Genomic DNA, 13355 nt, shown 5'->3' on the forward strand with positions numbered 1-13355 from the left:
TTTAGTCGGTGGGTATGTTTTTCTTATAACATTCTACTTGACTAAATTTTACCATCAAAGAATTGACAGGCAAAGATTAATATTCAACTCTGTTATTGCTGGCTTATTAATATCTATTTTTGGCTTATACTTAAATGAGATTTTAAAGCTTGAATGTTTTGTGTGTTTTAGAAAATTTTTTAAATTCCTAATCCCTTTAAAATATGAAGGTTTAACGGTGCCTTTTTATATTTTCTTAATCTCCTACCCTATAGCAAAAATAGCAAATAGGATATTTCCAGATAATTTTGCATTATATTGGATTATTCAGAAATGGGGAGATGATTATGAAAAACTATTTTGGGATTCTGTTGGAGATGAGAATAATCTTCTGATGATAACCACAAAGTCCAATAAAGTCTATGTTGGTTATTTATCTAATGTTTCAGAACCTTTAAAAAACTCACACATAACAATTATACCTAGTATGAGTGGTTACAGAGATAAAGAAACCCAAGTTTTTAAGATAACAACAGATTACATAGACACTTTAGAGAATTATTTCAAAGAAAATAAAGCTAATAAGTTAGAGGATGTTATTGGGATGACTCTACCAACATCAGAAATAATTATTGTGTCTAAATTCATACCTGAATTGTTTAAAGGCTTTAAAGAGAAAGAAGAAGTAGAAAACACTAAACCCCAAACAGAGCTTGAAAAGTCAAAACGAGGGAGAAAAACAAATCCTGAAAAATAACAACCACCTACAACAGTAGTTTTGCTAGATACGGAGTTTCGGATCAATTTAAAGTAAATTTTGTACTTGCGGAGTGCAGTAAAAACACTAACAATCAGTGCTTTTCGAGCTCCTCACCTCGCAAAGCCACAAAACGAATTCTAAAACTAAAAATCTAAGAAAACTCAGATGGTCACAGATAAACACAGATGAAAAAAATACAACTGAAATGTGGATAATTTAAACAAATATTTTTGTAGTCAACTGCCTTTTAAACCTATAAACTCATAAACTTTTAATCACTCAAACTTTAAATCTCCACCAATTCCCTTACTTTCAATTGCTCAGCAACTTTAAGCACATCAGTTAAAACCCCGCGGGCAGTAACTTGCTTTCCTGCTCCTGCTCCTTGAATTACTATAGGTATAGCTCCATACGAATCGGAATAAATTTCTATCAAATTATCTGCTCCGCGTAATTGTCCTAAAGCTGAACTCGTAGGAACTGAAACTAATTTGACCGAGAGTTCTTTTTGCTCTATATCAAAATCACCCACATAACGCAATACATGTTCGTCTTGCTGTAGTAATTTTTGATTCTCAAAAGGAGCATCTAAAAGCTTCTTGGATTTATGATAACTTTTCACAGGCAATGAAACTAATTCTTCAGTCAATAGCGATTGTATTTTTATGTCTGAAAACTCAAAGTCATATCCTAATTCACGAGCCAAAATCAGAAGTTTACGCGCCACATCATTTCCATTCAAATCTTCACGCGAATCGGGTTCCGTCAAACCTTGAGTTTCGGCATCTTTTAAAATACTCGAAAAAGAAGTATCCTCAACACCAAAACGATTAAAAATATAACTGATAGTACCTGAAAAAACACCTCGTATTTTAGTGATTTTTTCTCCAGCCAAATGCAAATCTTGAATTGTTTGTACTACTGGCAACCCCGCTCCAACATTCGTTTCATACAAAAATAACTTATCAAACTTCTTCAATTGACGACGCAATTCTTTATAAAAATCAAAATGAATCGTATTCGCTTTTTTATTTGCCGAAACAATATGGAATCCATTTTGAACCAATGGAATATAATGCTTTATTATATCTGAACTCGCTGTAGCATCAACTACAATTAAGTTTTCCAATTCATTTTCTATAACATAATCAAAAATACTATCCAAATGAAAAGGCACAGCATTACTAGAAAAATCGGCTTCCCATTGATTGCGGACGCCTTCTTTTTCATAAAACGCCACCGTGGAATTGGTGATTACTGGCACACGTAAATCGATATTACGTTGTTTTAGAAAAAATTGCTGACTTTCTAATATTTGTTGGATTAATGTACTTCCTACATTTCCTATCCCAAATAAAATTACATTAACTCTGATAACTGACATTTTTAGTTGTTTTAAAATTAAAAATTGGCCATAAAATTTGCCCTAACTGTTCGTATTCTATTAAAAAAGCATCATGCCCATGCACTGAATTTAGGGTATGAAGAAAAAGTGCCTTATATTGTTTACAAAAACGACGGTGCAAATTTTCGTTTTCATACGCCACAAATAGACCATCCGAATCTACAGCTACCTGATGAATGACTGCAGTAGTTTCATTAAAAAAAAGCTGTAGAGCCATTTCATCTACAGATTTACCAATGGTTCGTAACAAATGATTCATCAATTTATAAGCTGAAAGCGAAAACCGTGTTTGCAACGATTGTCCGTGGAAATCCAGCCAGTTTTCCACAGCGTAAGCACCATTAACATATTCTTGTTGAAATTTCAAATCGATTGACAACGGACTTCGATACAGCATCATGGCGTGTTTTCGAGCATCCTCAATAGGTTGGCACGAATGATTTAAAATATCATCTTGAATTTTCACATTTGCTATCAACCAATCATTTGCTTTATAATTAGAAGCAATAGGTATCACATATTGCATTGCTTTAGGTTTCAAAAAAGCCATTTCCCATACAATTCCTCCTCCAAGACTTCCACCTATAAGCGCAAAAACGTTTTTAACCCCCAAGTATTCTAGTCCTTCCCAAAAAAGTTTTGCAATATCTCTAGTCGTAAAATCCGTATAATTTTCAATTAAACTCCCTCCTTCAAATCCATTTCCTATGATATTAAAAGCAACGATTGTGAAATGCTGGGTATCTATAGTTTTACCATCTCCAATCAAAGCCTTCCACCAGCCTTTTTCGCCAGCTACATTTGAATTCCCCGTCAAAGCGTGATTTACAACCACAACGGGAGCAGTTCCTAAAGGTTGCCCAAAAGTTTGATAGGCCAAATTCAGAAAAGGGATTCTTTTTTCATTTTCTAATTTGAAATTAAAAACGTCTATTTTTTGAAGTTTACTCATTGTTCTTATGAAATTATACTTTCTAAAATTCAATATTGATTGTTAAAAAAAAGTCCTTTTGGAGCTATTACCAAAAGGACTTACAAACACAAACAAACCAAGATTTAAGTCTTTATATACTGATAATAGCTAGGTGATGCACAACAGCACATCATATAATAACAACACATCATTTTTCTAATTGTCAACATTTTTTTCTTTTAAATTGTATTCAACAAAAAACCTCTGCTTTTGCAGAGGTTTATAGCTAATTATTTAGATTTGATTATGCCATACTTACCTCTGCGGAAACTTCCACATCATAAAAACCATATTGCAAATCGTTGTAATCATTTTATTTTTCTTTTACTTTTTCAACAGGACAAACTTAGATACTTTTTCTTTTAAAATAAAATTTTTAGATTATTTTTCTAAATTTTATTATTACATATATTATAAGTAGAATTTAAATTTAAAAACATTTTACAAAAGCGTTTAAAAAACTAAAAAAGGGATTGGAGTAGAATATATCAATTTCAACAAGATTCTATATTAAACTCATAACTTTCAATCATAAGCCGAGAATTCTTATTTCATCTAAATTCTTTTCACAAAAAGTTCAGCAAAACGAAAAACTAAATCTTTAGAGATTTGACTTAGAAAATCGTTCCTCCAATTCACAATATCTTCTCTTAAAAACTCTATTTCAATTTGCAAAAAGATTCAATTTCAAACCTAGATATCTCACATTTGTAAATACAACTCCCAACAAAACTTTCATCTGAACAGTTATTCTGTGCAAGCGGAACATATAATTTAACTTTCTCTAATTGTTCAAAATCTCTAAAAATTCTAACTGAATACTCAAGTATTTTTTTGAAAGCATAATATTCAGAACGAACAAAACCTTCCTTAAAATAAATTTCTCTTTTAACATAGTTTGATTTAACCTCATCAAAATAACCAGAATTATGCTTATTCCTTTTAAAAAATTCAGATTTCGACAACTGTAAACCATAGATTTTTTGGTTAAAAAAATAATCTATAGTCAATTCGACTTGTTTCATTTCATTTAATTTTAACACATCTAGTCTTAAATTTGAATTTTTCACTCTGTTTTTAGCAGCCGGTGAATATCCTTTATTTGTTACCATGAAACCAAAGTTAGCCTTAACATCCTCCATCATACCAATAAAACTCTCAACAACTTTTACATCTATATTTTTTTTATAGTATTTACAATCAACTATTCCCAATACCCTATTACCTGCCAAATCACCTCGTATTGCAAAATCAATTTGTCTTTCAACTTTACTATATATACCGTAAATAGAATCATCATAATCAATCTCACATTCTGGATAGATTTCTTTTAGAAAATCAAATATTTGTATTTCATATTCCTTCCACATAAAACGAAAATAATTTTACTCAATAACAAGGTTCACTAAAATTGGCAATTCAACAGAATTATTCAGTAACACATCTTCTCCATTGTCTTTTTCAACAATCAATACAATATTGTCATTTTTACTCGCTATACTATCAATACTAGCTCTTCCAAAACCAACATCTAAATGAATAACTTTTTTCGAAACTATTTCTCCTTTATAAGAAAATATAATTTTAACATTTTTCTGTTGAATATCATCTTTTAGGGAAACTGTACAATCTGAAACCAACCTTCCTGTCAAAGCAATTTTATCATTAATTAAAAAAGACTCTACTATTTGAAATTGTTCAATTTTTGACATAATCATTAAACCATAACAAACCTTTATAATCCCAAAGATACAGATAACATTCAAACAATACCATTCACTTATTTAAATTAAAATCCTTTCTTTACTTAGTAAAAAAATCTAGCACATGCGCTTTCGAAATCATTGTTTTAATACTCCAAATAGTAACTAACAGGGCTACTAAAAACAAAGCTTTACGTTGGGGCACTTTGCCAACCAACTTGGCTGCGAGTGGTGCTGCAATGGAACCTCCTATGATTAATCCTGCAATAATAAACCAATGACTTACTCCCATAGAAACAAAAAGGTAATGGCAGCGGCTAGGGTAACAAAAAACTCGGCTAAACTCACTGTTCCAACTACATATTTTGATTTCTTTCCTAATGACATTAACGTTGAAGTTACTATAGGCCCCCAACCTCCTCCTGCAAAAGAATCTAGAAATCCGCCAGAAAATCCTAACACTCCTGTAGCGACACTTTTTTTACGTTCCAGTGGTTTTTTACGTAACGCTAATCGAAATAAATTAAGCCCCATGATTAAGGTGTAAATCGATAGTAATAAGTAAGTTTCTTTTTCGTACTTATCCCCTAAATAGACTAACAATAAAGCACCTCCTATAGCGCCTACTACTCCGGTATGGCTAACCAGAATAATAGTTTTTTGTTTACGTTCCCAAATCTATAGTGGGAAAATCCGCTGATACCACTGGAAAACATTTCGGCGGTATGAATACTACCACTGATGGCTTTTGGACTGATTCCAAAGAGCATCATACTTGCAGAACAAGTTAATCCGTAGCCCAAACCTACAGCACCATCGACTAATTGCGCAACGAAACCTACAGCTAACATGATATAAAAAGCAGTGGGTATTTGGCTCGTAAAATCAAGCATTTGATCAATGGAGACTATCCCTGAGAAACCATAACCTACAAAAACAGCAAAAAACACAATGGATAATTGAAAAGCTAATTGCTGGTATTTTTTATTTGTTTTTTTCCTTTTTAGGACTTAGTGCTTCTGTGGCTTGGTTTAACACCTCTAATTTTTCTTGAAAATCGCCTTTAACAGAATCACGTAAGGTATTTAAACTATCTAAATTTTCGTCTATCGAATCAGGAATAATATCGGTAAAAAACTCTCGCATTCTACGAGCTAATACAGGCGATTTCCCATTGGTTGAAATCGCAATTTTCATATTGCCTTTATTCACAATTGAACCTAAATAAAAGTCACATAAATCGGGTTGATCTGCTGCATTGACTAAAATTTGCTTTTGATTGGCTAATTTTTTAATATTTTTATTTACTTCTGTATCGTTAGTAGTCGTAATGACAAAATCAATATCTTCTAAATCTGATTCCTGAAAGGCTCTTTCTTCAAATTGGATAGAAGGTTCGTTTTTGAGTTTTAATAATGTCGTATCAAAAATTTCTTTTCCTACTAATTTAATAGAAATATTAGGGTTTTGTTTTAACAATGTTTCTGTTTTTTCTAAGGCAACATTACCTCCACCTACAATAAGGAATCGTTTGCTTTCGGTTTTTAAAAAAACGGGGAAAAGTGTGCTATTATCCATAATTGTTATTTACTTAAATCAATATTGTGAAAAATAGAAAAACGAATGATATTTCTATCATAAAACTCGTTACCTGTAGTTTTTTGTTGAAACCAGTTCATGTAACCCAGCTCTATTGAAAAATTCTTGTCAAATTTATAATTTAATGCGGTGTATATTCTATTTTGGTCAAAAACATTTTTAATAATTTTGCTTCCTGCATTAAACATTACCTCATCTTTAATTTTGAAGATTAATTTTTCTTCCTTTTCTTTTTTAACCAATGGAAAGTCAAATCCTAACTGGTATCTAAATCGGAAATTAGAAAATATAAATCCTCCTTTTAATTCGTTATTCTCCGTTTGATGAAAAAATCTTGCTTCTAGTTTATATCGATGATTAATAGAAAAGAAACTGTATTTTTTCTTGGAATTAAATCCGATGTCAGGACGTAATTCAGGGACTATCAATTTACTTTTTGATTCGGGGTTATTGGGGCTTTGTAAAAACAACACCATCCCTACTGAACCATTAATATTATCAATTAGCTTTCTATCTAAATTAGACCTGAACACCAATTGATGTTGTGCCGCTGGATTGTAAAATTGTCTTTCTTGTATCTCTGAATGTAATGTCCAATTGGAATTAAATTTTAATTGGTTGTAATATCCATACCACAATAACTGCTGGCTTTCGACTTTCTTTTGTGCGAAAGTGAGGCTGGATAAGAGTAGGAGTAAAAGAGTTTTTTTTTCATTTTTATCTTTTAGACCTAACAGGTTTTGAAAACCTGTTAGGTCTGTCATCATTAATTTAATATCACTCGGTTAGCGTAATCCCCAAAGGTTTCTCCCTCTTGTTTTTCTAGAATATAGCGTCCTAATAACACATCTATTTCTGCTAAAATTTGCGCTTCGGTTTGTTTTTCTTTATATAGCTTATTTAATCGTAATCCATAACGATCGCCTCCCAACATAAAGTTATATTGCTCGGGACCTGTACCTATGAAACCAAGTTCAGCTACATACGGACGACCACAACCATTAGGACAGCCTGTCATACGTATGGTTAGTTCATCTTCTGATAAACCGTGTTTTGCTAAAAGTGGTTCAATTTTAGTTACTAAAACAGGTAAATAACGTTGAGCTTCGGCAAGCGCTAACGGACAAGTAGGCATTGCCACACACGCCATCGAACTTTTACGAATGTTACTTACGTTTTTCTCTATGTCGTATTTAGTTAATAAAGCTTCAACTTTTGCTTTGTTTTTCGTTGAAATTTCGCCTAACAGTAGATTTTGATTACCTGTAAAAATGAAATTATTTATATTCAACTGTGCCAATTCATACAAAAAGGCTTTTTGCTCTGGTTTAACTACACCGTGCTCTACAAATAGCGTATAATACCATTGCTTGTCGGCACTTTGTTCCCAACCGTAACGATCATTACGTTCGGTGAAGGTATAAGGACGCGCTGGTTCTAGTTGGAATCCGATGCGTTTTTCTAATTCGGCTTTGAAACCTTCCACCGTCATTTTATCGACAGTATATTTTAAACGAGATAATTTACGTTCTACTCGATTTCCAAAATCACGTTGTACTGTTAATACTTCATACACCGCTTTTAAAGTTTTTTCTTCGGTATCTGTAAAGCCTAACACATCACCTAAACGTGGATATGTTGAAGCGTTCCCGTGGGTTGTTCCTAAACCACCACCCACTACAATATTGAATCCTTTTAATTCGTTGTTTTCGATAATGGCAATGAGTCCCAAATCGTTTGTAAATAAATCGACATCGTTACTAGGCGGAATCGCAATAGCTATTTTGAATTTACGTGGTAAGTATCTGTTTTCATACAACGGATCTGCTTCTGCCGAACGCTCATAAATTTTTTCTCCGTCGATAAATACTTCGTAATACGCTTGTGTTTTTGGCAACAAAAGAGTTGAAATTTTATCGGCATACGCGTGAATTTGTGCGTGCAACGGAGACAATTGCGGATGCGAACTAGCAATTACATTTCGGTTTACGTCGCCACACGCTGCAATAGAATCTAGTTGTGCTAGATTGAATCCTTGAATCGTTGGGCGTAATTCGTGTTTTAGTAATCCGTGTAACTGTACCGTTTGGCGAGTTGTAATTTTTAAGGTTCCTGTTCCGTACTGTTCTGATATATTATGTAAGGCGATCCATTTTTCGGCATTGATAATTCCGCCTGGAATACGCAAACGAATCATAAAGGAGTATAATTTATCCAATTTTTTCGCTGCTCTTTCAGCACGTCTGTCTCTATCATCTTGCACATACATTCCGTGAAACTTTACCAATGTTTCATCGTCTGGTCGTACATTTCCGGTGTGGTTATCAATATCGATACTTTCTTTTAGCGTACCTCTTAATCCGTCGCTATTGATTTTTATATATTCTACTGGTGATAATTTGTCGCTCATCTTTTTTTTATTAGCCCCCTAACCCCCAAAGGGGGAATAAGGATTATGAATAATTTTTCTGCGTTTCTAGGCTCCCCTCCTTTGGAGGGGTCGGGGGAGGCTCTAATACACGTCCTTTTGATATTTTCCTTGTTCTTCTAATTGGTCTAATACTTCTTTTGCTTTTTCAACCGAGATATTTCGTTGGGAAGCGATTACTTCAATAATTGTGTTTTCGACATCTTTACTCATTGGGTCTTTTTGTCCGCAGATGTAAATAGAAGCGCCGTTTTCTAACCATTCGTTAAACTGGCTTGCATTTTCTTTGATGCGATCTTGTACGTAAATTTTACGCTCTTGATCTCTAGAGAAAGCTGTACTTAATTTGGTTAACACTCCAGTAGATAACCATTCTTGAATTTCGGTTTGGTAATAAAAATCGAAAGCAAAATGTTGCTCCCCAAAGAATAACCAGTTTTTCCCTTCGGCACCAGTAGCATCACGTTGTGCTAAGAAGCTTCTAAAAGGTGCAATACCTGTTCCTGGACCAATTAAAATAATATCGGCATCCTCAGCAGGTAAACGGAAATTATTGTTTTTATGGATATAGAAATCATAATCGGTATCCAAAGGATAATCGGCTAAAAACTGAGAAGTCAATCCTGTTTTTACACTATCCTCCACTTTAAAACTATTTAGGTTCACCGTTAAATGCACTTGTCCGTCGTGTGCTTCGGCAGCAGAAGAAATTGAATACAAACGAGGCGCAATAGGATGCAATACAGCTACCACTTCTTCCAAAGTACCCTTTTTAGGTTGGTATTTTTGGATAATATCTACTAAATCGGCTTTTTCTTCTGTAATTTCGATATCAAGAATTTTCGCTACACTTTCTAACGATTTTTTAGATAAACCACGAATATTTTTATCCTGAAGAGTTGCAACATCGGTTACTTTGAAATAAGAAGCTATGTTTTGTAACTCAGCTTCGTTATTTTTCGGAATTACTCCTAAAGCATCTCCGGGTTCGTAAATTACTTCTTCATTAGGTGTTATTTCGATATGATAGGTTTCTTTATTCGAACCTCTGTCATTCAATACGATTTTATGCGAAATTTGTCCAGTAAAATGCTGCTTGTGCGAAGTTGCTGCTACCGCTGATTTTACTAACGCTGGTGTTGCAGTTGTTTTAGCTCCAAAAGCATTTTGCAAATCGGTTTCCCAAATTGGAATTAAACTCGCATAATCCACATCAGCCTTAACCAATGGCAGTAAACGTGTTGCCCCTTTTTCGGCTAAAACGGCATCTAATAATACACCTGCATTACAAAATAAAGGATAGGAAGAATCGCCCAAACCGAAAACCGCAAACGACAATTTATCTAACTTACCATTGAATGCTTTGATAGCTTCGTAAAAACCAACGGCATTTTGCGGAAATTCGCCTTCGCCTTGTGTACTTACCACAAATAAAACGTGAGTTTCTTTTTGGAGTTTTGCCAAATCAAATTGGGCTACATCCACACTTTTTGCTTGGATTTTATTCTTTTTAAAAATCGCTTGAATTTGAGTAGCTACTTTTTTAGAATTACCCGTTTCGGTACCATAAACAATTAGTGGTTTTACGGCAATAGCAGTAGTTTGAACTGGAGGAATTACACCCGTGGCTTGAATTCCGAAATTCTTTGCTAAATATCCTGCTAGATATCCTTTAGCATAAATCAGTTCTTCATTGGTAGCATTTTGAACCAATTTTTCTAATAAATTATTTTTAGTTTCAGATAGCATTTTGATAGATTGTTTTATGATTATCGAAATAAGATTCGGTGTTGTTTTTTTCAGCGAACCAAGCATATTGCTGGTGCAGTGCTACCACTTTACCTACCACAATTAGCGTTGGCACATATTCAAATTCAGGTAACGGTTTTGTGGTAATATCCTCAAAACTAAACACCTTCGTTTTTTGATTCGGTGTGGTGGCTTGTTGGATGACAGCGACTCCTTTTTCATGATCGATATTTTGTTCGATTAATTTTTGTGCCAACACCTTTAGTTTTTGCCCACTCATATAAAACACCAGCGTATCACTCGTCGTTGCCCAATCAGTCCATTGTTGACTTTCCACATTTTCTAACTCATACAAAGTCAAGAATCGAAGTCCGCGAGAATACCCCCTAGCTGTTAAAGGCATACCTGTATAAGCAGCGGCGCCAAAAGCAGCAGAAACCCCGGGGATAATTTCATACGGAATTTCATTAGCTACTAATACTTGTAATTCGTCCAAAATATTCGAAAACAAGGTCGAATCGCCCCCTTTTAAACGAAGTACTAATTTTCCTTGTTGGGCAAAAAGCACGATCAATTCGTTGATATCTTGTTGCGGTGTCCAAACCCCTTTAGAACATTGTTTGCCCACATACACAATTTCGGCATCTTTACGTGCATATTCCTCAATAAGTTCAGGCGAAACGAGTCGGTCAGTTAAGACTACATCTGCCTTTTGCAAGTATTTCAAAGCTTTTAAACTGATCAGCTCGGGGTCACCGGGACCTGCTCCTGCTAAGATTACTTTTCCTATATGTTTTATACTTCTTTCCATTTTTTTAGGCATGAGTTATCCCTGTCGAGCCAATTTTGACCCGATGGAGAATGTTTTTTTAGACCTAACAGGTTTTGGAAACCTGTTAGGTTTTTTCGTTAATTTTTATTGATTAAAACAATCCTTCAATCGAAAGGTATCGTTCGCCTGTATCGTAATTAAAGGTTAATATGGTAGCGTCATCTGGTAATGTGGCTGCTTTTTTAGCTACTGCGGCTAAAGAGGCGCCTGTTGAAATTCCAACCAAAATCCCTTCGTTTTTTGCTATGTTTCGGGCATATTCAAAAGCATCGTCTTTACTTACTTGAATTACTTCGTCAATTAAACCTGCTTGATAAATTTCAGGTACAAAACCAGCTCCTATTCCTTGTAATGGGTGTGGTGATGGACTACCACCGCTTAAAACAGGAGATAATTCAGGTTCTACCGCAATTACTTTTAGGTTAGGGAATTTTTCTTTAAGCATAGAAGCAACTCCTATTATATGTCCGCCAGTACCTACCCCTGTCATGATATAATCTAATCCATCAGGAAAATCGACCATAATTTCTTGCGCAGTTGTACGCTTGTGTACCTCAACATTCGCTTGGTTATTAAATTGTGAAGGTGACCAAGCGTTTGGCGTAGTAGCAACCAATTCGGCAGCACGCTCAATAGCGCCTTTCATTCCTTTTTCGCGAGGAGTTAAATCGAATGAAGCTCCGTAAATTTCCATTAATTTTCTACGTTCTACACTCATTGATTCTGGCATTACGAGAATGACTTTATATCCTTTTACAGCTGCTACTAATGCTAAACCAATTCCTGTATTCCCAGAAGTAGGTTCTATAATTACGCTGTCTGGTTTTAATACTCCTTTTGCTTCTGCATCTTCGATCATTCCTAATGCAACACGATCTTTGATACTGCTCCCTGGATTGTTTCTTTCTAATTTTATGAAGACGTTTTTGTTACCGTATAATTTATTGATTTTAACAACAGGAGTATTTCCTATGGTTTCTAAAATAGTATTTGCTTTCATTTCACTAAGTATTTTTTTTAAGGAGTTCGATACTGTCTCCTTTCAGGCTCGAATCCTATTACCTTATCACTAATTACTTTCCTCTTTTGTCTTTTCTACTATTGCCTTTTTCTTAAATCACGTAATTAAGCGGTTCTGAGAATTCGCTTTTTAATTTAATTTTAATTTCACTTTTATGGTACACCAAAGTATTTTCTGGCACTGATTGGGTTAACCAAACGTTACCTCCTATTACCGTTTTTTTCCTACTACTGTACTTCCACCAAGTATTGTAGCATTCGCGTAAATGGTTACATCATCTTCGATTGTTGGATGTCTTTTTACCGAATTAGCTTCTTTTGAAACGGATAAAGCGCCCAACGTTACACCTTGATAAATTTTTACATTTTTTCCTATTTTAGTAGTTTCCCCTATTACAATTCCTGTTCCGTGGTCGATAAAGAAATTTTCGCCAATTTCTGCTCCTGGATGGATATCAATACCTGTTCGACTGTGCATATATTCTGAAATTACTCGAGGAATTACAGGTACATTTAATTTCCAAAATACATTAGCAATCCGATAGACTGTTATGGCAAAAAAACCGGGATAAGCGACAAGTACCTCTTCTTTTGACTTAGCTGCTGGATCAAAATTAACAATGGTTTCCAGATCATTTAAAAGAACGTAGTGTAAATCTTCTATTTGTTCGAAAAAAAAGTTAGCATAGACCACAATTTGATTGGTATCTTCTACTGTTTTGGCTAGGATATTTTGTAATTCTATTTGAAGCAACTTTTCTTTATTTTGAAAAAACCGATAATTATTGTATTCTTGATTGATATCAAACAACCAATTAATGAGTTCATCAACCCATTTTTCAACTTGATTTTTGTTGATTGGATTTTTTGCTCTTTCTTGATTTTTAATATAAATTGAGTACGACAT

General features: G+C 34.1%; 13 protein-coding genes and 1 pseudogene. 1 reads left to right on the top strand and 13 read right to left on the bottom strand.

The window, feature by feature from the left end:
• Positions 1-217 precede the first annotated feature (217 nt).
• Positions 218-736, top strand: coding sequence for a hypothetical protein (locus JJC05_RS05930; RefSeq protein ID WP_235878534.1), 519 nt, complete (start codon positions 218-220; stop codon positions 734-736).
• A gap of 289 nt (positions 737-1025) precedes the next feature.
• Here the strand turns inward: JJC05_RS05930 and JJC05_RS05935 are convergent, their stop codons facing one another.
• From JJC05_RS05935 to JJC05_RS05985, 13 genes and pseudogenes are all read right to left on the bottom strand, one after another.
• Positions 1026-2123: a homoserine dehydrogenase family protein gene (locus tag JJC05_RS05935; protein WP_235878535.1), complete on the bottom strand. Its 1098-nt coding sequence runs from the start codon at positions 2121-2123 to the stop codon at positions 1026-1028.
• The gene (locus JJC05_RS05940; RefSeq protein WP_235878536.1) at positions 2104-3096 is read right to left on the bottom strand and encodes an alpha/beta fold hydrolase; all 993 of its coding nucleotides are present in this window, start codon (positions 3094-3096) and stop codon (positions 2104-2106) included. The genes JJC05_RS05935 and JJC05_RS05940 overlap by 20 nt, the downstream gene beginning before the upstream one ends.
• 680 nt (positions 3097-3776) lie before the next feature.
• Positions 3777-4487: a restriction endonuclease gene (locus JJC05_RS05945; protein WP_235878537.1), complete on the bottom strand. Its 711-nt coding sequence runs from the start codon at positions 4485-4487 to the stop codon at positions 3777-3779.
• A 15-nt stretch (positions 4488-4502) separates the two neighbouring features.
• Positions 4503-4829, bottom strand: coding sequence for a hypothetical protein (locus tag JJC05_RS05950; RefSeq protein WP_235878538.1), 327 nt, complete (start codon positions 4827-4829; stop codon positions 4503-4505).
• 91 nt (positions 4830-4920) lie between these two features.
• On the bottom strand, positions 4921-5112 hold the full coding sequence (locus JJC05_RS16820) for a hypothetical protein (protein ID WP_258929555.1): 192 nt from the start codon (positions 5110-5112) through the stop codon (positions 4921-4923).
• Positions 5103-5713, bottom strand: a pseudogene (locus tag JJC05_RS18735) (sulfite exporter TauE/SafE family protein). Before JJC05_RS18735 ends, JJC05_RS16820 begins: the two are co-directional and overlap by 10 nt.
• A 91-nt stretch (positions 5714-5804) precedes the next feature.
• On the bottom strand, positions 5805-6398 hold the full coding sequence (locus tag JJC05_RS16835; protein WP_258929558.1) for a precorrin-2 dehydrogenase/sirohydrochlorin ferrochelatase family protein: 594 nt from the start codon (positions 6396-6398) through the stop codon (positions 5805-5807).
• 5 nt (positions 6399-6403) lie between these two features.
• Positions 6404-7186, bottom strand: a complete 783-nt coding sequence (locus JJC05_RS05960) for a DUF2490 domain-containing protein (protein WP_235878539.1) — start codon at positions 7184-7186, stop codon at positions 6404-6406.
• Entirely contained in the window at positions 7186-8829 is a 1644-nt protein-coding gene (locus tag JJC05_RS05965) for an NADPH-dependent assimilatory sulfite reductase hemoprotein subunit (RefSeq protein ID WP_235878540.1), read from the bottom strand. The genes JJC05_RS05960 and JJC05_RS05965 overlap by 1 nt, the downstream gene beginning before the upstream one ends.
• A gap of 102 nt (positions 8830-8931) precedes the next feature.
• Entirely contained in the window at positions 8932-10596 is a 1665-nt protein-coding gene (locus JJC05_RS05970; protein WP_235878541.1) for a diflavin oxidoreductase, read from the bottom strand.
• Positions 10586-11407, bottom strand: a complete 822-nt coding sequence (gene cobA / locus JJC05_RS05975; protein ID WP_235878543.1) for a uroporphyrinogen-III C-methyltransferase — start codon at positions 11405-11407, stop codon at positions 10586-10588. The genes JJC05_RS05970 and cobA overlap by 11 nt, the downstream gene beginning before the upstream one ends.
• A 112-nt stretch (positions 11408-11519) precedes the next feature.
• A complete protein-coding gene (gene cysK, locus JJC05_RS05980) occupies positions 11520-12428 on the bottom strand; it encodes a cysteine synthase A (protein ID WP_235878545.1) in 909 nt (302 codons plus the stop codon).
• A 231-nt stretch (positions 12429-12659) separates the two neighbouring features.
• Positions 12660-13355 carry a serine O-acetyltransferase gene (locus tag JJC05_RS05985; protein WP_374226344.1) on the bottom strand — a complete coding sequence of 232 codons (696 nt, stop codon included), beginning with the start codon at positions 13353-13355 and terminating at the stop codon, positions 12660-12662.

It is taken from the genome of Flavobacterium davisii, from assembly GCF_019565505.1.
GTDB classification, from domain to species: Bacteria; Bacteroidota; Bacteroidia; order Flavobacteriales; family Flavobacteriaceae; genus Flavobacterium; species Flavobacterium davisii.

Coding starts and splice junctions, on each gene's coding strand:
- JJC05_RS05935 (WP_235878535.1), bottom strand. CDS start 2,123: ATGTCAGTTATCAGAGTTAATGTAATTTTATTTGGGATAGGAAATGTA.
- JJC05_RS05940 (WP_235878536.1), bottom strand. CDS start 3,096: ATGAGTAAACTTCAAAAAATAGACGTTTTTAATTTCAAATTAGAAAAT.
- JJC05_RS05945 (WP_235878537.1), bottom strand. CDS start 4,487: ATGTGGAAGGAATATGAAATACAAATATTTGATTTTCTAAAAGAAATC.
- JJC05_RS05950 (WP_235878538.1), bottom strand. CDS start 4,829: ATGTCAAAAATTGAACAATTTCAAATAGTAGAGTCTTTTTTAATTAAT.
- JJC05_RS16820 (WP_258929555.1), bottom strand. CDS start 5,112: ATGGGAGTAAGTCATTGGTTTATTATTGCAGGATTAATCATAGGAGGT.
- JJC05_RS16835 (WP_258929558.1), bottom strand. CDS start 6,398: ATGGATAATAGCACACTTTTCCCCGTTTTTTTAAAAACCGAAAGCAAA.
- JJC05_RS05960 (WP_235878539.1), bottom strand. CDS start 7,186: ATGATGACAGACCTAACAGGTTTTCAAAACCTGTTAGGTCTAAAAGAT.
- JJC05_RS05965 (WP_235878540.1), bottom strand. CDS start 8,829: ATGAGCGACAAATTATCACCAGTAGAATATATAAAAATCAATAGCGAC.
- JJC05_RS05970 (WP_235878541.1), bottom strand. CDS start 10,596: ATGCTATCTGAAACTAAAAATAATTTATTAGAAAAATTGGTTCAAAAT.
- cobA (WP_235878543.1), bottom strand. CDS start 11,407: ATGGAAAGAAGTATAAAACATATAGGAAAAGTAATCTTAGCAGGAGCA.
- cysK (WP_235878545.1), bottom strand. CDS start 12,428: ATGAAAGCAAATACTATTTTAGAAACCATAGGAAATACTCCTGTTGTT.
- JJC05_RS05985 (WP_374226344.1), bottom strand. CDS start 13,355: ATGTCGTACTCAATTTATATTAAAAATCAAGAAAGAGCAAAAAATCCA.